Here is a 19,821-nt window from a genome sequence, read left to right as displayed (position 1 = left end):
TCCTGTCGCCCAACGCTGATCGGAAAGACCGTCTTATGAGTTCCCCCGCACCGAGCCCCACGGCCGCGAATACCGGCCCAGCACGCAACTCGGAGCACGGCGCATCTGCGCCCGACCCCTATATGCCCGGCCATGGCACAAACGCGTACAAGGTCCGCCGCTACGAACTGGACATTGACTACAAGCTCAGCAGTAACCGCCTGAGCGGGCGTGCGGTCCTGAGCGCGGTCACACAGTACGCTACGGCGGCCCTCGTGCTGGACCTGACCGGGCTCCGGGCCACGAAGATCCAGCTCAGCGGGCGCCGGGTCAAAAAGTTCAGCCAGCGCGCCGGGCAGTTGGTCATTGTGCCCGAGGCCGCGCTGCCGGCGGGCGAGGAATTTACCCTCGACATCCGCTACGAAGGCAACCCTGGTCCCCGGCGCGGGTTCTGGGGCGAGGTGGGCTGGGAGGAACTCACCGACGGGGTCCTTGTGGCCGGCCAGCCGAACGGCGCCGCCTCCTGGTTCCCGTGCAACGACCACCCCGGCGACAAGGCCAGCTACCGGATCAGCGTGACCACCGACGCCAATTACCGGGCCGTGTGTAACGGCACCCTGATCTCCCACACCAGCAGGGCCAGCCGCGAGACCTGGGTCTACGAACAGGCCGAGCCCATGGCCACCTACCTGGCCACGGTCCAGATCGGCCGCTATGAGTTCCTCGCCCTGACCCCCTTCCCCGTGGACGGGCAGGTTCCGCAGTTCGCCGCCGTCCCGGCACTGCTGGTCGACACGGCCCGCGAAGGCCTGGCGAGGCAGCCTGAGATGATGCGCACCTTTGCCAGCTGTTTCGGGCCCTACCCTTTCCCGGAATACTCCGTGGTGGTGACCGAAGACGAGCTGGAAATACCGCTTGAAGCGCAGACGCTCTCCATTCTGGGCCGGAACCATCTGACGCAGGAGTGGGAATCCCAGCGGCTCATCGCCCACGAACTCGCACACCAGTGGTTCGGGAACTCCCTCACTGCCGCATCATGGTCGGACATCTGGCTCCACGAGGGCTTCGCCTGCTATGCGGAGTGGATCTGGTCGGAGGAGGCGGGCGTCCTGCCTGTCGCGAACCGGGCCGCCGCAGCCTGGCGGAAACTCGCCGCCGGCAGCCAGGACATTATCGTGGGCGACCCCGGGCCGGAGCTTATGTTTGATGACCGCGTCTACAAGCGGGGAGCCCTGGCCCTGCATGCCCTGCGGGTCCGGTGCGGCGACCTGGCATTCTTTGCGTTGCTGCACGACTGGACGGATGCCCACCGTCACGGTTCAGTGTCCACGGCGGCGTTTATTCTCGCCGCGGACCGGGCTACCGGCCTGGACACCGAGGCGCTGCTGCACCCGTGGCTGCTCGAAGCAGCCCTCCCGCCACTGCCGGTGCGCTGACCAGCAAAACGCTGACGACAACGTCGCTAGCTGCCGGTGCGCGATACCGCGACGGCGGCGCGAAAGTTGAGCGGGAGGCCCGCCTCGCCGGCGGCCAGGTCCCGGATTTCCTGGCGCGACAAAACGTCGAGGGTGTCCGGTGCCGTGGCGAGACCGTCGCCCGTCATCTTGAGCCAGGCTTCCTTGCGCGCCCAGAGCCTTGCCCGCTCCTGCAGCAGCAGAGGCCCGGCCAGCCCGGTTAGGCCCGCGCGCTCCGCGGCGGTGAGGGCCACGCCCTCGAACCCCTCAAAGGCCATGCCGGACGGGTCCGCCAGGTCCAGGCCCATCGTGACTCCGGCCGGTGGATCCACCACGGCGCCCAACAGGATCCACCCGGAACTCCGGGACAGGCTCAGCGCGAGCGGCACCGGCTCTCCCCTGAACGCATAGCCCGGCCTGCCGTGCGATAGCTCGGGGCCGGAGCCGCACCGGGGGCAGCTGAAGTGGGTGGTGAGGTCCGACGCCGGGACGTCCAGCAGTTCTGCTGCGAACCTTCGCAGGGCACGCCGGCCGGTGACAAAAACGGCCCGCGGGCCGGGTGCCAGGGCCGCCGCGCGGGCCAGCTCGGCGGGCCCCAGCACTATCGACTGGTGGCCCGCCGTCGGGTCCTGCCCTCCGGATACGCCGGGAGGGCAGGAACGCAGGACCGGCGCCACCGGCCCCGCCCCCACCAGCCCTGCCATCCGGATCCGCGTTTAGCGCTGGACGGCGCCGAAGCGCTCTGCAGCCAGGGCAACCGCGCTTTCGCGCGCAGCCGAGGCCTCATCGGCTGTCAGCGTCCGGTCCGTTGCCCGGAAACGCAGGCCGAAGGCGAGCGATTTCTTGCCTTCTTCAATACCCTTGCCGGCGTAGACGTCGAACAGCGCCACGTCCTCCAGAAGCTCGCCGGCGCCTTCGCGGAGCGCTTCGAGGACCTGGTCCGCGGGAATCTCCTGCGGCACCACCAGGGCAACGTCCTGGGTGGCCACCGGGAACGTGGAGATGTAGCGGGCCACAATCACATCCGCGGCTGCCTCGAACAGGGCATCCGCGTTGAACTCCAGCGCCACCGAACGGGCAGGCATGTCGTGCGCGGCCAGGAGCTTCGGGTGCAGCTCGCCGGCGTAACCCACTACTTCGCCGGTCCGCAGCGAGAGCTGCGCGGCACGGCCCGGGTGGAACGCCTGGTGCGCACCCTGGCTGACCACAACCTCCACACCCAGGACATCCCCGGCGAGCCGGGCAATGTCAAGTGCGTCGGACCAGTCCCACAAGCGCGGCGTGTGGCCGGCAGCAGCGGGTGAATCATGGCCGGTGAGGACAGCGGCGACGTGCAGCGGCTGGTCCGGAACGCCGTCGTACAGTGCATCCAGTACCTCGTCGGAAGGCTTGACGCCCAGCGGCGGGATCGACGGCGTACCCAAGGTCTCGCCCGGCAGGAAAACGAGGCCCGACTCGAACAGCGCCAGGTCGCGGAACCCGCGGGAGTAGTTCCGCTTGGCCACCTCGATCAGCCCGGGGAGGATGGACGTGCGCAGGAAGCCGTGTTCCTCGCTGATCGGGTTCGCCAGCTTGACCGCGCTCCGGGCCGCACCCTGCTCGGCGACGCCGAACGTGTCGTTGGCCGCCTTGGAGGCGAACGGGTAGGCCAGGACTTCGGTCAGACCGGCGTCGGCCAGTGACTGGATGAGCCGACGTCGCTGCTGCTGCACGCGGGTCAGGCCACGTCCCGGAGGGGCCACCGGAAGGGTGGCGGGGATGTTGTCGTAGCCCACCAGCCGCGCGATTTCCTCGGAGAGGTCTTCCTTGGTTTCCAGGTCGTTGCGCCAGCTGGGGGCGGTAACGGTCCAGCCGCCGTCGGCTTTTTCCACCACGGCACCGAGGTCCACCAGCGAGGTGGTGATCTGCTCTTCGGTGAAATCGATGCCGATCCGCTGGGCGGCGAAGGCTTCCGGCAGCGCGATGGTCACGGCATCCGGTGCGGTCCCGACGTCGGTCCCCGCCTCGTCAGCAACCCCGCCGGCGAGGTCCACCAGGAGGTCAACAACACGCTGGGCAGCGATGTCCGCAACGTGCCAGTCGACGCCGCGCTCGAAGCGCTTGGACGCCTCGGACGGCAGCTTGTGCCGGCGGCGGGAACGGCCAATGGACACCTCGTCGAAGTGCGCAGCTTCCACCAGGACGTTCGACGTCGAATCGCTCACCTCGGTGGCTGCGCCGCCCATCACGCCGGCAATGCCGATCGCGCCGGATCCGTCGGTGATGAGGAGGTCCTCGACGTCGAGCGTGCGCTCCTTGTCGTCCAGGGTGGTGATCTTCTCCCCCGCCACGGCCCGGCGGACCACGATGTCGCCGGACAGTTTGTCCAGGTCATAGCAGTGCGTGGGCTGGCCAAGCTCGAGCATCACGTAGTTGGAGATGTCCACGGGCAGGGAGATGGAACGGATCCCGGCAAGCCGGAGCCTTGAGGTCATCCACGGCGGCGTCGGCTTGGTGGCGTCGACGCCGCGGACGGTGCGGGCCACAAAACGGTCGCAGCCGGGTTTGCCGTAGATGGGCGCGTCGTCGTTGAGCTTGACGCCGTAGCCGCCGGAAAGTTCCGCCGGGGCCTGGACCTTTGACGCGGGGTCCGTGAACCCCGTGCCGGTTGCGTGCGCATATTCGCGGGCCACACCACGGATGGAGAACGCGTAGCCGCGGTCCGGGGTCACGTTGATCTCGGCTGCCTGGTCATAGAGGCCCAGCAGTTCCATGGCATCCGTGCCGATTTCCGGATCAAGCCCGATGCGGGACAGGACCAGGATGCCGTCGTGGTCTTCACCGATGCCCAGTTCGCGGACGGAGGCGATCATGCCGGCGGAGAGGTGGCCGTAGGTCTTCCGCGCGGAGATGTGGAAGTCGCCGGGCAGGACCGCGCCGGGCAGCGTGACTACCACCTTGTCGCCCTCCACGAAGTTGTGCGCGCCGCAGATGATCCCCTGCACCCCGGACGGGTCGATGCCTTCGCCGGTCAGGGACTGTTCCTGGCCTTCGGGGACAACCCGGACCTGGCACCAGTTGATGGTTTTGCCGTTGGTCTGGGGTTCCTTGACGATGCTCAGGACCTGGCCCACAACGATGGGACCCTGCAGGGTGTCCGTGGGGCGGTGGACCGCTTCCTCTTCAAAACCGACCTTGACCAGTTCGGCCATCAGGTCTTCGGCCGTTGCTCCGGCCGGTACTGCTGCGAATTCACGCAGCCAGGAAAGTGGGATACGCACTGTTAGATCTCCATCCCGAAGTGCTCGCTGAAACGTACATCGCCTTCGATCATGTCGCGCATGTCGCCCACCTCATTGCGGAACATAAGGGTGCGCTCGATGCCCATGCCGAAGGCAAAGCCTGAATAGATGTCCGGGTCGATGCCCGCGGCGCGGAGCACGTTGGGGTTGACCATGCCGCAGCCGCCCCACTCGATCCAGCGGGGGCCGCCCTTGGCCCCGGGGTGCCAGATGTCCAGTTCAGCGGAGGGCTCGGTGAACGGGAAGTAGTTGGGGCGCAGCCGGATCTGGGCTTCGTCGCCGAACATCTGCCGGGCGAAATGCTCCAGCGTTCCGCGGAGGTCCGCCATGCTCAGGTGCTTGTCGATGGCCAGGCCCTCGAACTGGTGGAACACGGGTGTGTGGGTGGCGTCCAGCTCGTCGGTGCGGAACACCTTGCCCGGGCACAGCACGTAGATGGGGGCTTCGCGTTCCAGCATGGACCGGACCTGCACCGGCGAGGTGTGGGTACGCATCAGGAGGTGCGCCTCGGGCGGCTCCACGAAGAACGTGTCCTGCATTTCGCGGGCCGGGTGGTCCGGCTTGAAGTTCAGTGCGTCGAAGTTGAACCACTCGGATTCAACCTCGGGGCCTTCGGCGATTTCCCAGCCCATGCCAACAAAGATGTCCGCCACGCGGTCCTGCAGCGTGGACAGCGGGTGCCTCGCGCCGGCACGACGGCGGCGCGGGGCGGCCGTGACGTCCACTGTCTCTTCCAGCAGGATCCGGGCGTCGTTTTGTGCTTCCAGCTCGGCCGTGCGGTCCGCGAGCGCCTTGTTGACCCGGCCGCGGGAGGAACCCATGAGTTTGCCGGCGACGGCTTTCTGGTCTTTCGGCAGGCCACCGATTTCGCGGTTGGCCAGGCTCAGCGGTGACTTCTCACCGGTATGCGCCAGCCTCACCGCCTTGAGCTCGTCGAGGGAGCCGGCGCCGGCAATGGCGGCGATGGCCTGGTCTACAGCGGCAGTGATGGCGGCTTCATCCGTAGGGTTCGGGATGGCGGCGCCCGGCAAAGTTTCAGTCATCTACTGTTCTTAGCTACGAGTCGGGGCTGCCGGTGAGGGGTGCAGCCGTGCGCGGTTTCCCGGCAGCGCATCCGTCACTGGCAGGTCATGTTGTGGATTCACCCAAGGTGAAGGCACTCGATGACCAGGTCAGGGCACACCGGTCAAACTGGCGGCCACTATCTTCCAGTCTAAGTGAAGGCTCCGGCTACCATGGCCTCATGACACAAGGGCAGGGCCTGTCAGCCGCGCAGCTGTTGACGCCGGGGCAGCGCGTACGACAGCTCGCCAACCTGGTCAACGGCACTACCCTGCTGGGCCTGGCCGTTGCCGCGGCAGCGGGAGCCGCCGTCAGCAAAGGCCCCCGCGGGCTGGTCATAGCGTCCGGCTACCGGTGGCGCATTCCGTATGCGGGGGCCTTCACCCTGGGCAACGTGGTCATCTGCCGGATCCGGACTGAAGAACTGACGTCCAATCCGGCGCTCCTGCGGCATGAGGAAAAGCACTGCAGCCAGTACGCCTACTGCCTGGGGTTGCCCTTCCTTCCGCTATATTTCCTGGCCGCCGGCTGGTCGCAGCTCCGGACGGGCAATCCGGCGTCGGCAAATTTCTTCGAACGGCAGGCCGGCCTGGCAGCCGGCGGTTACGTTGACATCAGGACACCAAAGCCGGCGCCCCATGGGGCCGGCGGAATCGAGGTCTGACAATGACGGGCGAACCCAACACCACGACCAACAACAGGACCATCACCGTGACCGGAACGGGGACGGCGGAGGCGCCACCTGACTTACTGACGATTTCTGTGGGAGTCGAGTGCCGGCGGGACAGCGTGGGCGCCGCCTATGCGGATGCAGGAACAGCGTCCGCAACCGTATCCGGTGCGCTCCGCCGGCACGGCGTGGCTGACGCGGACATCCGGACCTCCGGGCTGAACGTCCGGCCGGAGTTCGTCTGGCGCGACGGCGGGGGCCAGCAGGTGACCGGGTACGTGACCTCCAGTGTGCTCACCGTGCGCCTGCGGCAGGTGAGCACGGCATCCGCTGTCATAGCGGCCGCAGTAGATGCCGGCGGCGATGACGTGCGCCTGAACGGACTGGAACTTGGCTTCTCGGATGAGTCAGCCGTCGCTTCCCTGGCCCGGGAAGCTGCATGGCAGGATGCCACTGCCAGGGCCGAGCAGTTTGCATCACTGGCGTCCGCGCGGCTTGGCGCGGTGATGTCCGTTGCCGAGCACCCGGATGCGCCCGGGCCGGTTCCGGTGGCCCGGATCCAGCGCGCCGCCGCCAGCGAAGCCATCAGCGTGGAGACGGGCCACGCGAGCATTAACGCCAGCGTCACCGTGGTGTGGGAATTGCTGGCCTGACGGTTCCCGGGGGAAGTACAGGGTGACGGTTCGACAGGAACTGCAGGAACCAGCAGTTCCCGCCAGCCGGAGGTGAGCCCGGCGCGCGGACTTCCGCGGCGCCCGGTCCTTGACTTAAGTTCGAACATATATTCGAATAGGGGACATGAGATGGGATGCACAAGCGCTGATGCCCCGGCCCGCCGATGACCTCGGAAGTGGCCCATCACCCGCCCTGCTTCCCCTTGCCGGGTTGGTCCGTTCTGTGACCACCCCCGAATTCGCCGGCATCACCTTCCATGAGGTCACCGCCAAATCGGTGCTCAATAAGGTGGTGGCCGGGTCGCGGATGCCGTTTGAGTGGACCGTGAACCCATACCGCGGCTGCAGCCACGCCTGTGTTTACTGTTTTGCGCGCAAGAGCCACACGTATCTCGACTTTGACGCCGGACTGGATTTCGACAGCCAGGTGGTGGTCAAGGTCAATGCGGCCGAGGTCCTCCGGAAGGAGCTGGCCAAACCGTCCTGGGGCCGTCACCAGGTGGCGCTTGGCACCAACACGGACCCCTACCAGCGGGCCGAGGGCCGTTACCAGCTGATGCCGGGAATCATCACGGCGCTGGCTGACTCAGGCACGCCGTTGTCCATCCTCACCAAGGGGACGCTGCTCGGCCGGGACATCCCGCTCCTGAAGCGGGCCGCCGCCCAGGTGCCGGTAGGGGTGGGCATTTCACTGGCCATGACGGATGAGGCACTCTCGGAAGCCGTGGAACCAGGCACGCCCGGGCCTCGGGCGCGGCTGAAGCTGGTCTCACGCTTACGCGATGCCGGGCTCCCCTGCGGTGTTATGGCGATGCCCATCCTGCCGTGGCTGTCCGACAGTGACGAAGCCCTTGATTCCCTGTTCGCTTCGTTGGCCGCGGCCGGTGCCACGGGCGTCACCGCCGGCGCCCTCTACCTGAAGCCGGGAACACGCGAGTGGTTTATGCAGTGGATTGCCAAGAACCATCCGGAACTGGCTGGCCGCTACCGGCGCCTCTATGGCACAGGGTCCTACGCGTCCAAGGAATACCGCACCTGGCTCGCCGCAAAGGTGCGCTATTTCAAGCACCGGCACGGCTTCACCAGCGGCCACGGCTTCAGCCACCGTGACCTCGAAGATGATCCCCGTGGCGAGGAAGCCCAGTATCCGGCGGGGAGTATCCCGTCTACCGGCGTCGGCACACAGGAACGGCCGGCTGGGGAGTCCCAACCGGCCGCCGCCGGGCCGCGTCAGCAGCCCACCCTGTTCTAGGACGGATTCCAGCTGGCCGGAATGACCAGGCCCTTGTACTTCTCCTGCAGGAAGTACTTCATGTCCTGCGAGGTCAGGATCTTGCAGAGCTTCTGGACCCGGGGATCGTCCTTCATCTCGGCTGTGACTGCCAGCACGTTGTAGCAGGCGCTGTCCTTGCCTTCCACCAGCAGCTGCTTGTCCGCGCTCAATCCGGCAGGCAGTGCGAACGCCAGGGTCACAATGGCGGCGTCCTTGTCGTTGAGGGCCTGCGGGACGCTGGCGTTCTCAATCTCGGTCAACTGGATGTTCTTCGGATTGGCCGTGACGTCCTTGAGCGTAATGGGGTCTCGGTCACCTCGATCAGGCCCTTGGAGGCAAGCAGTTTGAGGGCCCGGGACTCGTTGGTGGGATCGTTCGGGATGGCGATGCTGGCGCCGTCGGGCAGGTCCTGGAACTCGGCGATGTCGTTCGAGTACAGGGCCATCGGCGGCAGGTAGACCTTGCCGACGCTGACCAGGTTTTGCCGGAGGCTTTGTTGTAGGTCTCCAGGAACGTGGTGTTCCGGAAGAGGTTGGCATCAATGTCACCGTCGCTGACGGCGGGGTTCGGCGTGTTGTAGTCGCTGAACTCCTTGTACTCGACCGTCAGGCCTTCCGCCGCTGCAAGCTCGCGCTGGACGTGCTTGACCATGTCCCCGGCGGGAACGGCGAGGGCGCCCACCTTGATGGTGCTGGACGCATCTGAGGACCTGCTGGAACCGCAGGCGGACAGCGCCAGGATGGCTGCGATACCGGCGGCTGCTGCTTTGAGGACATGTGTTCGGATCATGGGGATCTCTTTGAGGACATGTGTTCGGATCATGGGGATCTCTTTCAGGATGGTGCGGGGTGATTTGGGGATGCGTCACTAAGGGAATACGGGGTGCCGTGGCCAGCGGTGTGCTCCAGGATTCGTCCCTGGCTCATCACCGCGGCGGAGTCGCAGAAGCTGGACGCCAGTGCGCGGGCGATGCCCACGCGCTGCTTCTGGCCGCCGGACAGCTGCGAGGGATAGGCGGAGGCCTTTCCGTGAAGGCCTACAAGCTCCAGGATTTCCAGCGCACGCGAACGGCGTTGCCCGCAGCTGGCACCTGTGATTTCCAGTGACAGCTCCACGTTCGCCTGAACTGTGCGGCTACTGAGCAGGTTGAAGTGGAGACATCGTCCAACGCCCGAACCCGTTTCGGGACGTCGGGGCGTCCTAAAATTCAGCGGGGAACGATTGAGCCCACGGGCGTGCCCAGTGATTCAAGAAGTGCTCGGACAATCGGGAAGTCGGCGGGAATCCACGGAAGACTGAGAGCTTCATCACGATTCGTGGTGCTGATCCATCTCAGCTGGTCATGGTCTTCGAGCGGCTGGGGATCGCCGTCGGAAATCTCCGCGAACCAGACCCGCATGCTGGCCCGCTCATTCAGCCGCCAACCAGCTGCCGTCCCGGCGGGGAGTTCCGGCCCCAGACGGACCTCTACGCCCAGTTCTTCCCTGAGTTCCCGGTGCAACGCGGCCTCGCATTCCTCACCGGCGTCCACTTTCCCGCCGGGAAATTCCCAGAGCCCAGCGAACTGCTCGGGAGCAGTCCGCCTGGCCACCAGCATGCGGGCAGGGTTCGCCAACGAGTCCACTATTGCTCCGCCAACTACCTGTATCAGTCCACTCACCGCCCCAGTCTATGAGGGAGAATGGTTTGCGGACCCTCCCCCAGCATCCCCTTTGAAAAGCAGGCCCATGAGCAGCGTCGTCCAAACCTCCACCGCATCCAAGACGAAGTCTCCACACGTTGGCGCAGCGATTTTTGCACTGGCAATGGGCGGCGTCGGAATCGGTGTCACGGAGTTCACCATGATGGGCCTGCTGAAAGAGGTGGAACAAGGACTCGGAATCAGCACCCCGGAGGCCGGACACCTCATTTCCGCCTACGCGCTCGGAGTTGTGGTGGGCGCGCCGCTGCTCGCCGCAGTCGGTGCCAAACTGCCACGCAAATACCTCGCACTGGGCCTCATGCTGTTCTTCACGCTGGCCAACCTGACGTCCTATGTTGCTCCCGATTACGGGAGCATGCTGGTTTCCCGGTTCGCGGCCGGGCTGCCGCACGGTGCATTCTTCGGGGTCGCGGCCGTGATCGCCGCCTCCCTGGTTTCCCCCACGCGTCGGGGTTGGGCCATCTCCATGGTGATGGCGGGCCTCTCCGTTTCGAACGTTATCGGCGTGCCCGCGGCCACCTGGGTGGGCCAGACCTTCGGCTGGCGGCTGCTGTTCCTCCTCGTAGGAGGCATTGGCTTGCTGACACTGGTGCTGCTGTGGCGCTATGTCCCATACCAGGCCCCCCATCCTGACGCGAGCATCCGCCGCGAACTCGGTGCGCTCAAGCGGCTCCAGGTGTGGCTGGCCATCCTGATCGGCATCGTGGGTTTTGGTGGATTCTTCGCGACCTACACCTACATTGCGCACACAATGACCCTGGTGGCCGGGATTCCGGGATCGCTGTTGCCTATTGTGGTGGCTCTCTACGGACTGGGCATGGTGGCCGGAACAGTCGTCGGCGGCAGGCTTGCCGACAAGTCAGTGATGGGCACGCTGTACTGGGTCCTGCCCGGTATCGGCGTCGCCCTGGTGGTTTACGCGGTGGCTGTGCACTGGCCCTGGTCAGCCCTCGTGATGGTCTTTGTGGTGGGGGCGTCCGGCTCCATGCTGATCCCGGCCCTCCAGACCCGCCTGTTGGATGCCTCGCCGGACGCCCCCTCCCTCGCTTCTTCGCTCAACCACGCCGCGCTCAACGTTGCCAACGCCTTGGGCGCCTTCCTGGGCGGCCTGGTGATCGCCTGGGGCTGGGGCTTCGTGGCTCCCGCGCTCGTGGGGGCCGTGTTGGCTGTCCTGGGCTTTGGCATCGCCGTGACCAGCGGGATCCTGGAACGCCAGAAGCCGCTGGCCACCTGATCCTGGGGAACGGGCAGCCAGCGGCTTCACCAAAGCATTTGGTGCGCTGAGGAAGGAACGTCAGGCCTGCGGGTCCTGAGCCCCGGCCTCCGCGGCTATCTGGCCGGCATTGGGAACCTGACCGGCGCCTGAGACTTCGTCCGTGCGACTGTCCTCGCGGTGCAGATCCGGTTCGAGGTAGATCACCCGGGCCATCGGAACGGCCGTGCGGATTCGGGACTCGGCACCATCAATCGCGGCGGCGATGTCCCGGCCGGTTTCTGCGGCACCCACGGAAATCTTGGCGGCTACGAGCAGCTCCTCCGGTCCGAGGTGAAGGGTCTTGAGGTGGATGATGCGGTTGGTTCCGCCGGCCTCGATGGCCTCGCTGATGCGGGCCACGTCATCCCGGGTGGCGGACTCGCCCAGCAGCAGCGACTTGGTTTCGACAGCCAGCACCACAGCGATGGCCACGAGCAGCAGGCCGATCATGCCGGTACCCGCGGCGTCCCAGATCCCGTTGCCGGTGACGAGGGTCATGCTCACACCCACGAGCGCGAACACAAGGCCAAGAAGCGCCCCGAGGTCTTCCAGCAGGATGACCGGCAGCTCCGGCTGCTTGGCCGTGCGCACAAAGCTCACCCAGCCCTGCTTGCCGCGGACGTGGTTGGATTCGATGATGGCCGTCCGGAACGAGAAAGACTCAGCAACAATGGCGCCGATCAGCACCGCCAAAGGAACCCACCAGAAGTCCCCTTCGATGGCGTGCGGGTGCTGCAGCTTCTCCCACGCTTCGAACAGTGCAAAAAGCCCGCCCACGCTGAAGAGCACGATCGAGACGATAAAGGCGTAAATGTAACGTTCACGGCCATACCCGAACGGGTGCTCCGGGCTGGCTGCCTTCCTGGCGCGCTTGCCGCCGATCAGGAGCAGCAGCTGATTGCCGGAGTCGGCAATCGAGTGGATGGCTTCGGCCAGCATCGACGAGGAAGCCGTCAGAAAAAAGGCCACGAATTTCAGGACGGCGATGGTCAGGTTTGCGGCTAGGGCCGCGACGATCGCCTTGGTACCGCCATTTGCAGCCACGGAGGCTTCTCCTCTTCACAGGTTCAAGAACAAGCAGGGATTCGCGGCGCCGAAGTCGGCTCCGCCCACGAATACCGTACCTTTTCGGGCGCAGAAGACGCACCTCTGACATGCACTAAGCCTGCTGACATTAGAGGGGCCATATGTTAGCTTGAACACTAATCGGGACGATTAATCCCGACGAATATGAAGGAGGAGACATGGGTTTTCTTGCTTGGATTATTCTCGGCCTCATCGTAGGGGCCATCGTCAAAGCCGTTATGCCGGGCAAAGTCGGCGGCGGCTGGGTGACGAGTCTCGTGCTCGGCGTTGTCGGCGCGATTGTAGGCGGCTGGATTGGCAGCCTCCTGTTCGGCAAGGGTGACCTTGCCTTCTTTGATCTGGGTACCTGGATCCTGGCCATCGTAGGCGGCCTGGTCGTTGCCGGCGTCTACGGCGCCATCACAGGACGCAGCAAGAGCACACGGGCGCCCTGATTAACCCCTACCTCATCTGATTCATACAGCAAGGGCCCCGGCGAACTTCCGGGGCCCTGCCTTTTAAGGCACGTATTCAGTCACGCCTTCTGGGATCTGGCACTCGCGTAGAGGCACACCGTTGCCGCCGTGCCGAGGTTCAAGCTTTCCGCTGCGCCGTAAACAGGCACAGCCACCCGGTGATCGGCCAAGGCCAGTTCATCTTCGGCGAGCCCCTGCGCTTCATTTCCGAACAGCCACGCTGTGGGACCCTCCAGGGCGAACAGCGATTCGACGCCGGGGCCAGCGATCCGGCGTGCGGCGTTTTCGTCCTGGAGCGTATCCAGGTTGACGTCACCGTCACCGTCGGCGGCCAGTATGCCAATCCCCCGCGCACGGCAGGCGGCTGCCACATCCGCGATATCGGCGCCCAGGACCACGGGCAGATGGAACAGGGAACCGGCGGTGGAACGGACCGCCTTGGGGTTATAGATGTCAACGCTGGACGAGGTCAGGATGACGGCGTCCGCCCCGGCCGCGTCAGCAGCCCGGAGTACAGTGCCGGCGTTGCCGGGGTCCCGGACCTGACACAGCACTGCAAGCAGCCGAGGGCCAGCGTCGAGGACCTGCTCGAGGCTCACGTCCAGGAAACCGCAGACCGCGAGAATGCCCTGCGGGGTAACCGTGTCCGCCATCGCGGCCAGCACTTCGTCGGTAGTGAGGTATGCGTCAATGCCCTCCGCGAGAGCCTCCAGGTCCGGGTGCCGGTCGAGGCAGGCCTCGCTCGCGTACACCTCATAGACGACGCCGGGCTCGCCCGCTGCAATCCTTTTCTGGTGCAGGGTGAGGGCCTCACGGACAGCTTGGGGACCCTCCGCCAGGAACTCGCTGCGCTTTGAACGGGCCGGGCGCCCGGCAAGCTGTGCCACCTTCCTCACCCGATCAGCTCGGGGGTTGGACAGTGGAAAGTCTTGCGGGCGCCCGGTTTCGTTCATATAAGAACCTTAGTGGCTTCAGCCACCAGTCCTCGAACTGGCGTGGGTGCTACTTGGCAGCCACGTCAGCGGCAGGCTTTGCAGCCTTGGCCTTGGGTGCCTTGGCAGCCTTGGGGGCTGCGGCTTCGACGGCCGGAGCGGACGTGTCGGCAGGCAGGGAATCCTTGGCGATCTTCACCAGCGCGGCGAATGCGTTCGCATCCGAAACGGCCAGCTCAGCAAGCATACGGCGGTCAACCTCAACCTCAGCGGCCTTCAGGCCCTGGATCAGACGGTTGTAAGTCAGGCCGTTGGCGCGGGATGCAGCATTGATGCGCTGGATCCACAGGCGGCGGAAGTCGCCCTTCTTCTTCTTGCGGTCGCCGTAGCTGTACACAAACGAGTGCAGCAGCTGCTCTTTGGCCTTGCGGTACAGGCGTGAACGCTGTCCACGGTAGCCCTTTGCGCGTTCAAGGATAACCCGGCGCTTCTTGTGGGCGTTGACCGCCCTCTTCACACGTGCCACGTGCGTACTCCTTCGAAAATTCTGATCCCAAGCATCTACTGCCGGAACAACCGGCTGGCCTGAGAAGCCTTTTTGGTAGTTGACTGCTGCCAGGTGGCATCAGTCAGAGAACTTGGAACTTAGATGCCGAGCATCTTCCGGATGACCTTAGCGTCACCCTTGAAGACAATCTTGTCGCCAGCGAGGCGACGAGTCAGCCTGGAGGACTTGTGCTCAAGGTAGTGGCGGCGGTTGGCCTGCTGGCGGCGCAGCTTGCCGCTGCCGGTCAGCTTGAAGCGCTTCTTAGCACCACTGTGGGTCTTCATCTTCGGCATGGGAACCGATCTCCTTACGTGTCCACAGACATGGTCTGCAGTTCGTTCGAGCAGCCGCCCCTGCAGGCGGCATACTGGTTGCGTACTGCAGGAGGATAACCTCCCGCAGCTTTGAACTAGGTAGTCTTCTTGCCAGCCGGCTTCGGAGCTGCCTTGGGGGCAGGCCTTGCAGCAGGCTTCGGCGCTGCCGGCCGCGCGATCGGCTTAGGCATCGGCACCGGCGGCCTCGGAACTGCCGGAGCCGCAACTTCGGCGGGCTTGGCAGCGACAGGAGCCTTGACAGGTGCCGGGGCTGCCTTGGGAGCCTCACGCTTGGGAGCAGCGGCCCTCGGGGCAGCCTGCTTGGGCGCCTCCTGGACGGCGGCTTCCTTCACGGGTGCTGCCTTGGCGGCGGTTTCCTTTGCAGGAGCTTCCTTCGCGGCGGCTTCCTTGACGGGAGCTTCCTTCGCCGGCGCTTCCTTGACAGGGGCTTCGGCTTCCGGAGCGGCTTCAGCAGGCGCCTCAGGTGCTTCAGACTGTGCCGGAGCTTCGGTTTCCGGCTCCGTGGTGATGGCGAAACCTTCCGGAAGAAGGTCAGCCAGCGACTGCGTGAGCGGTGCCTGGTCGTCGCCGGAGACGTCGATGCGGCCGCCACCCGTAGCTTTCGCTTCGTTCTGCGCCTTGGCCTCTGCACGCTGCGATGCGCGGCGTGCCTCAGCCTTTGCTTCGGCCTTGTTCTTCAGCGGGCCCACCACCATGACCATGTTGCGGCCATCGATGCGGGGGCTGGACTCCACAACGCCCACTTCGGCGACATCGTCAGCGAAGCGCTGGAGCAGGCGGATGCCCATTTCCGGACGCTGCTGCTCACGGCCACGGAACTGGATCATGGCCTTGACCTTGTCACCGGCACCGAGGAAGCGCAGTGCATGGCCGCGCTTGGTCTCGTAGTCGTGGGTGTCAATCTTGAGGCGGAAGCGGATTTCCTTCAGAACCGTGTTGGTCTGGTTCTTCCGTGCTTCACGTGCCTTGACGGCGGCCTCGTACTTGTACTTGCCGAAGTCCATCAGCTTGCACACCGGAGGCTTGGCCTGCGGTGCAACTTCAACGAGATCAAGATCGGACTCGGCAGCCAAACGCAGGGCATCGTCAATACGGACGATTCCTACCTGTTCACCTGCAGGACCGACCAACCGCACCTCGGGGACGCGGATACGCTCATTGATTCTTGGCTCGCTAATGTTAAAGCTCCTGTGATTGATGTGGTATTCCACCGGCAAATAGAGAAGGCCCCCAATTGCCGGAGCAATCGAAGGCCTCGATGATCGGATGCACGGTCCTCAGCAGAGGCAGTGCGCACTTCCCCAGGCTCAACGCCTGAAAGAACTGTCCGACCGGTACCCGGCAACCTTGCTTCCTCAGGAATTGCTTCCGGCGGGAAAACGGCTGACGCGGGTGGGAGAGTACTCCGCTTGCAAACTGCATGTCATTCTACAGAAAAAATCCCGCCTAACGCAGCTAGGCGTTGGTGGGACCTTCCACAGCGAAATAACGACATCCAGTCGGTCTGTGACAAGCTTACCAGTATGAGCACCCCAGACAGTAATTCACACGTTTTCGAGGCCCCGGCCGCCAAGGCTGACGTGACCCAGCAAATCCGCGATATCTCGGAGGTGCCGGCCATCGAGGTCATCACCACGGCCGCAGTGCACCTGATGAGCGCAGCCGCGGTCAAGCTGGGCCTCGCCGCCGAGGACAATGCGGAGGAACTCAAGGACCTGGACGAGGCCCGCAAGCTCATCACCGCCCTTGCCGGACTGGTGACCTCAGCGGCCCCCGAAATCGGATCCCAGCACGCCGGCCCATTGCGCGATGGCCTGCGTTCCCTGCAGCTCGCGTTCCGCGAGGAGTCCATCATCCCGGATGCCCCGGGCAAGGGCCCGGGCGAGAAGTACACCGGCGCCGTCAACTAGACCCAAAACAGCAAACTTCACAAAGTACGACGACGGCGGCGGACGGTCCACACGGACCCTCCGCCGCCGTCGTCGTTCAGTCAGCGGTACGCCGGGCCGCCCGTCTCATCGGTTGCTCCGCAGCCGCCGTTTTGAAGGCCCAAAAGGGCCGTGCCGGAGCAATCGATGGGACTTACATCAGGCGGCGGCGCGCCGGCGTCGGTGGGCCTGGAGCAGCAGTCCCACCAGGCAGAACAGAACGCCGGCCACGCCCACGGACACAAAGCCGCCGGATGGTCCTATCCCGTCGATGAAAATCCCGGCAAGGGGCGCCCCGAGCGCCACGCCGGCAGTCAGCGCAGAACCGTACCAGCCCATTGCCTCGCCGCGGCGGTCCTCCGCCACCAGGTCTGCCACATGTTCGGAGGCGGCCGACAGGACGGGGGCGCACAAAAGGCCCGGAAGGATCGAGACGAAGGCCAGTGTCCAGGTGTCCTGGGCGAAGCCCATCGGGATAGTCAGGGCCGCCATCCCCAGCAGCAGCAGGATCGGCGAAACTGGACGGTGCATGGCCCCGTAGACCAGTCCGCCGACCACCGATGCGGCGCACCAAAAGAGGAACACAATGCCGATTTCGCCCTGGTGCCCGCCTGTTTCCAGGGCAGCAACAATGCCAACGTCCGTGCCGCTGAGCACCATGCCGGTTCCAGCCGCCACGGCGAATACGGCCGCTACAGTGGCCGTGAGCCAGGCGAAGTTGTGGGCCACCTTGCCGCGCAGCCCCGCCGGCCCGCTACGGGTGCGTTCTGCCCCTGCCGGGACGAGGTCTGCCGCTGCTTCCTGGAGGTGTGCCGGTGCGGCGGAAACCACAGCCACTTCCGCGGCGTGGCGCTGGTCTGCCTGGCACTCCTCAGTCTGCGTGGCACTTCGAGTAGGCGGGTTAAACCACATGAGGAACAATCCGGCCAGTGACGTGGAAACGCCCACCACGGTGAGTCCCAGAACGGTGAAGCCGCTGGTGGCCACAACGGCTCCGGCGGCAGGCCCGATCATAAACACCATCTCCGTGGCGATCGAGTCCAGCGCAAAAGCGGTCCGCCGCTGGTCGCCGTCCGCGAGGACGCCCAGGGACTGGCGGATCACACTGAAGATCGGCAACGTCAGCAGGCCGCCGACGAACACCAGCGGAAGCAGCCACTGGTAGGACACGTGCGGCACCATGGACCAGATGAGGGCCTCTGACACCACTGACGGAATCAGCGCCCGGCGCAGGCCAACAGTGTCCACGCGCCGGCCGCGCCATGGTGCGCCAACGGCAATGCCGATGGTCATAACAGCCGCTGCGGCACCGGCCGCTGCGTAGCCCTGGTCCAGGGTCAGCACGATGTGCAGGGTCAGCAGCACGCCTGCCGCGGAGTGGGGGATGCGGGCGATCATGCCGACCAGCAGCAGCCGCCGGATGGGCCGGTGGGCCAGCAGCTCCCGGTAAAGAGCGAAGTTCACGGAAAATCCTTTGGGTCTGCCCGCGGCAACCCGGGATCTCCGCGCCAACCGTCAGCTATTGTGCTGCGCGCCGCAACTTGATTTCGATCGAGTCGACACGCTCTCCAAACAATACATTCCGGGACCATGCCTGCTGGAGCGCGGACACCAGGTCCTGGACTGCCGCAGCGTCCAACCCATCCTCAAGGTGGAGCAGCACCTGAAGTTCCGGTCCGGCACCGCCCCCTGGGAGCGTGGCACCCGTGCCGGTGCGGACGGCGACGCCGGAACCCGGGAGGAGGGCAAGCTTGCGCACCGCAGGGAAGGCGGCCGTTACCTCAGCCATCTCGGCTGCCAACGCCGCATCTGTGTAGGAAGGGATCCACTCCCGTTGTTGGGCCAGCGCCCAGACGGCGGGCCGCCGAACCACGAACGTGACCTCCGAGCCCGGATCGAGCACCAGTAACTCGGCCCCCTCGGCCACGGCTGAGAGGGCGGCCCGGGCTGCGTACACCGCAACGGGCCGGGCTTCGGGGTGCCAGGCAGCCAAGGCATTCGCCGACGTGAAGGCCGGCATGGCCGTCCGGCCGTCGGCGGCCTTCAGGGTGACCAGCGCCATGTCAGCCTGCTTGTCCGCCGCCAGGCCGTCGACGCCGGCCGCTTCCTCGCCGAGCTGGGCGATGATCGGGATAAAGACCCGGGCGGTGGCCAGCGAGGCCACCACAGCCGCTTCGTTGCCGTTGCCGTCAACCAGGGCCGCGACGGCGGCGAGGTAGCCGGCGTCGGCCGTGCCGTCGTCATCCCCGAAGTTGTGGATCCTGCCGTCGTCCCCGGCGAGGCTCCGGCCTTCCCACGGCTGGCCAGCCGAGTCAGTACGGCCGCCCGCGCCCGCCAAAGCCGCCGCAATGTGCCCGGGCAGATGGCGCGGCGGCGGCGATTCCGCTGCCGGATCGGCGTTATGCGTGCTGTCCACGGAAACTGCCTAACGGCGGCCGGCGACGTCGAGTGCTTCGGGGAGTGTGAAGGCACCGGCGTACAGCGCCTTGCCCACAATCGCGCCTTCCACGCCCAGCGGCACCAGGGAGCGCAGCACTTTCAAGTCGTCAAGGCTGGAGATGCCGCCGGAGGCGACCACCGGTTTGCCGGTCTTCTCCACCATCTGGCGCAGGAGTTCAACGTTGGGACCCTGCAGTGTGCCGTCTTTCGTCACGTCAGTCACAACGTACCGGGAGCACCCGGCTTCTTCGAGCCGATCCAGGACCTCCCAGAGGTCGCCGCCTTCTTTTGTCCATCCGCGGCCTGCCAGCGTGGTTCCGCGGACGTCGAGGCCGACGGCGATCCTGTCGCCAAAGCGGTCGATGGCACTGCGGGTCCACTCGGGGTTTTCCAGCGCCGCTGTGCCCAGGTTGACGCGGGCAACACCGAGGGCCAGCGCCGCCTCGAGGGATTCGTCGTCCCTGAGTCCCCCGGACAGCTCCACCTTGATGTCGAGCCGGCCCACCACTTCACGGAGCAGCTCGGCGTTCGAGCCTCGGCCGAACGCGGCGTCGAGGTCCACCAGGTGTACCCATTCGGCGCCCTGCTGCTGCCAGTTGAGGGCTGCCTCCAGCGGTGTGCCGTAGCTGGTCTCGCTGCCGGCCTCTCCCTGGACCAGCCGCACGGCCTGTCCGTTTACGACGTCGACGGCGGGCAGCAGTTCAAGAACCGGCAGATCGGTTGCGGTGGTCATCTCAAATCCTCATGGG

The 19,821-nt window shown here is 65.7% G+C and carries 18 protein-coding genes and 4 pseudogenes; 8 read left to right on the top strand and 14 right to left on the bottom strand.

The features are described from left to right. Positions 1 to 35: 35 nt before the first annotated feature. Positions 36 to 1,415, top strand: a complete 1,380-nt coding sequence (locus tag ASG77_RS06900; RefSeq protein WP_082575874.1) for a M1 family metallopeptidase — start codon at positions 36 to 38, stop codon at positions 1,413 to 1,415. Positions 1,416 to 1,441: 26 nt separating this feature from the next. Here the strand turns inward: ASG77_RS06900 and ASG77_RS06895 are convergent, their stop codons facing one another. From ASG77_RS06895 to pheS, 3 genes are read right to left on the bottom strand one after another with little or no spacing between them, the layout of a single operon-like run. Continuing rightward, positions 1,442 to 2,137 (bottom strand): 4'-phosphopantetheinyl transferase family protein, encoded by a 696-nt coding sequence (locus tag ASG77_RS06895; RefSeq protein ID WP_156380201.1) that lies wholly within the window; start codon positions 2,135 to 2,137, stop codon positions 1,442 to 1,444. 12 nt (positions 2,138 to 2,149) lie between these two features. Next, positions 2,150 to 4,693: a phenylalanine--tRNA ligase subunit beta gene (gene pheT / locus ASG77_RS06890; protein WP_056342981.1), complete on the bottom strand. Its 2,544-nt coding sequence runs from the start codon at positions 4,691 to 4,693 to the stop codon at positions 2,150 to 2,152. 2 nt (positions 4,694 to 4,695) lie between these two features. Beyond that, positions 4,696 to 5,757: a phenylalanine--tRNA ligase subunit alpha gene (pheS, locus tag ASG77_RS06885; protein WP_056342978.1), complete on the bottom strand. Its 1,062-nt coding sequence runs from the start codon at positions 5,755 to 5,757 to the stop codon at positions 4,696 to 4,698. 200 nt (positions 5,758 to 5,957) lie between these two features. Between pheS and ASG77_RS06880 the strand changes: the two genes are divergently transcribed. From ASG77_RS06880 to ASG77_RS06870, 3 genes are all read left to right on the top strand, one after another. Beyond that, positions 5,958 to 6,440 (top strand): hypothetical protein, encoded by a 483-nt coding sequence (locus tag ASG77_RS06880; protein ID WP_235564358.1) that lies wholly within the window; start codon positions 5,958 to 5,960, stop codon positions 6,438 to 6,440. 2 nt (positions 6,441 to 6,442) lie between these two features. Further along, the gene (locus ASG77_RS06875; protein WP_056342975.1) at positions 6,443 to 7,099 is read left to right on the top strand and encodes an SIMPL domain-containing protein; all 657 of its coding nucleotides are present in this window, start codon (positions 6,443 to 6,445) and stop codon (positions 7,097 to 7,099) included. A 145-nt stretch (positions 7,100 to 7,244) separates the two neighbouring features. Further along, positions 7,245 to 8,372 (top strand): Rv2578c family radical SAM protein, encoded by a 1,128-nt coding sequence (locus tag ASG77_RS06870; protein ID WP_056342972.1) that lies wholly within the window; start codon positions 7,245 to 7,247, stop codon positions 8,370 to 8,372. Here the strand turns inward: ASG77_RS06870 and ASG77_RS06865 are convergent. The 3 genes and pseudogenes from ASG77_RS06865 to ASG77_RS06855 form a co-directional block, all read right to left on the bottom strand. Beyond that, positions 8,369 to 9,044: pseudogene (locus ASG77_RS06865) on the bottom strand (MetQ/NlpA family ABC transporter substrate-binding protein). The gene ASG77_RS06870 and the pseudogene ASG77_RS06865 overlap by 4 nt on opposite strands. Before the next feature lie 296 nt (positions 9,045 to 9,340). After that, a pseudogene (locus ASG77_RS22475) lies at positions 9,341 to 9,604 on the bottom strand (ATP-binding cassette domain-containing protein); the annotation flags it as partial. Further along, positions 9,601 to 10,053, bottom strand: coding sequence for a (deoxy)nucleoside triphosphate pyrophosphohydrolase (locus ASG77_RS06855; RefSeq protein WP_056342966.1), 453 nt, complete (start codon positions 10,051 to 10,053; stop codon positions 9,601 to 9,603). The pseudogene ASG77_RS22475 and the gene ASG77_RS06855, both read right to left, overlap by 4 nt. Before the next feature lie 67 nt (positions 10,054 to 10,120). Between ASG77_RS06855 and ASG77_RS06850 the strand changes: the two genes are divergently transcribed. Beyond that, positions 10,121 to 11,329: an MFS transporter gene (locus ASG77_RS06850; protein WP_056342963.1), complete on the top strand. Its 1,209-nt coding sequence runs from the start codon at positions 10,121 to 10,123 to the stop codon at positions 11,327 to 11,329. Between the two features lie 60 nt (positions 11,330 to 11,389). On the opposite strand, the gene ASG77_RS06845 is transcribed toward ASG77_RS06850, so the two are convergent. Next, complete coding sequence (locus ASG77_RS06845) at positions 11,390 to 12,394, bottom strand: cation diffusion facilitator family transporter (RefSeq protein WP_056342961.1); 1,005 nt, start codon at positions 12,392 to 12,394, stop codon at positions 11,390 to 11,392. Between the two features lie 200 nt (positions 12,395 to 12,594). Here ASG77_RS06845 and ASG77_RS06840 point away from each other — a divergent pair, with 200 nt between their 5' ends. Further along, positions 12,595 to 12,870 carry a GlsB/YeaQ/YmgE family stress response membrane protein gene (locus tag ASG77_RS06840; RefSeq protein WP_056342958.1) on the top strand — a complete coding sequence of 92 codons (276 nt, stop codon included), beginning with the start codon at positions 12,595 to 12,597 and terminating at the stop codon, positions 12,868 to 12,870. An 80-nt stretch (positions 12,871 to 12,950) separates the two neighbouring features. On the opposite strand, the gene ASG77_RS06835 is transcribed toward ASG77_RS06840, so the two are convergent. The 3 genes from ASG77_RS06835 to rpmI all read right to left on the bottom strand — a co-directional run bounded on the left by ASG77_RS06835 (position 12,951) and on the right by rpmI (position 14,663). After that, a complete protein-coding gene (locus ASG77_RS06835; RefSeq protein ID WP_056342956.1) occupies positions 12,951 to 13,844 on the bottom strand; it encodes a TrmH family RNA methyltransferase in 894 nt (297 codons plus the stop codon). Between the two features lie 49 nt (positions 13,845 to 13,893). Then, the gene (gene rplT, locus ASG77_RS06830; protein WP_056342954.1) at positions 13,894 to 14,349 is read right to left on the bottom strand and encodes a 50S ribosomal protein L20; all 456 of its coding nucleotides are present in this window, start codon (positions 14,347 to 14,349) and stop codon (positions 13,894 to 13,896) included. 119 nt (positions 14,350 to 14,468) lie between these two features. After that, the gene (rpmI, locus tag ASG77_RS06825; RefSeq protein WP_009358635.1) at positions 14,469 to 14,663 is read right to left on the bottom strand and encodes a 50S ribosomal protein L35; all 195 of its coding nucleotides are present in this window, start codon (positions 14,661 to 14,663) and stop codon (positions 14,469 to 14,471) included. A 129-nt stretch (positions 14,664 to 14,792) separates the two neighbouring features. Here rpmI and ASG77_RS22985 point away from each other — a divergent pair. Beyond that, positions 14,793 to 15,083: pseudogene (locus tag ASG77_RS22985) on the top strand (hypothetical protein); the annotation flags it as partial. Positions 15,084 to 15,439: 356 nt separating this feature from the next. On the opposite strand, the pseudogene infC reads toward ASG77_RS22985, so the two are convergent. Further along, positions 15,440 to 15,841: pseudogene (gene infC / locus ASG77_RS22980) on the bottom strand (translation initiation factor IF-3); the annotation flags it as partial. A gap of 387 nt (positions 15,842 to 16,228) precedes the next feature. Between infC and ASG77_RS06815 the strand changes: the two are divergent. Next, positions 16,229 to 16,615, top strand: coding sequence for a DUF1844 domain-containing protein (locus ASG77_RS06815; RefSeq protein ID WP_056342948.1), 387 nt, complete (start codon positions 16,229 to 16,231; stop codon positions 16,613 to 16,615). Between the two features lie 177 nt (positions 16,616 to 16,792). Here the strand turns inward: ASG77_RS06815 and ASG77_RS06810 are convergent, their stop codons facing one another. From ASG77_RS06810 to priA, 3 genes are read right to left on the bottom strand one after another with little or no spacing between them, the layout of a single operon-like run. After that, positions 16,793 to 18,097: an MFS transporter gene (locus ASG77_RS06810; RefSeq protein ID WP_056342945.1), complete on the bottom strand. Its 1,305-nt coding sequence runs from the start codon at positions 18,095 to 18,097 to the stop codon at positions 16,793 to 16,795. Positions 18,098 to 18,152: 55 nt separating this feature from the next. Beyond that, the gene (locus ASG77_RS06805) at positions 18,153 to 19,049 is read right to left on the bottom strand and encodes an SseB family protein (protein WP_056342942.1); all 897 of its coding nucleotides are present in this window, start codon (positions 19,047 to 19,049) and stop codon (positions 18,153 to 18,155) included. A gap of 9 nt (positions 19,050 to 19,058) precedes the next feature. Further along, positions 19,059 to 19,805: a bifunctional 1-(5-phosphoribosyl)-5-((5-phosphoribosylamino)methylideneamino)imidazole-4-carboxamide isomerase/phosphoribosylanthranilate isomerase PriA gene (gene priA, locus ASG77_RS06800; RefSeq protein WP_056342938.1), complete on the bottom strand. Its 747-nt coding sequence runs from the start codon at positions 19,803 to 19,805 to the stop codon at positions 19,059 to 19,061. Positions 19,806 to 19,821: the final 16 nt, after the last annotated feature.

The organism is Arthrobacter sp. Soil762, from assembly GCF_001428335.1.
Classification (GTDB): domain Bacteria; phylum Actinomycetota; class Actinomycetes; order Actinomycetales; family Micrococcaceae; genus Arthrobacter.
This window is presented reverse-complemented; position numbering and strand designations above follow the sequence as displayed.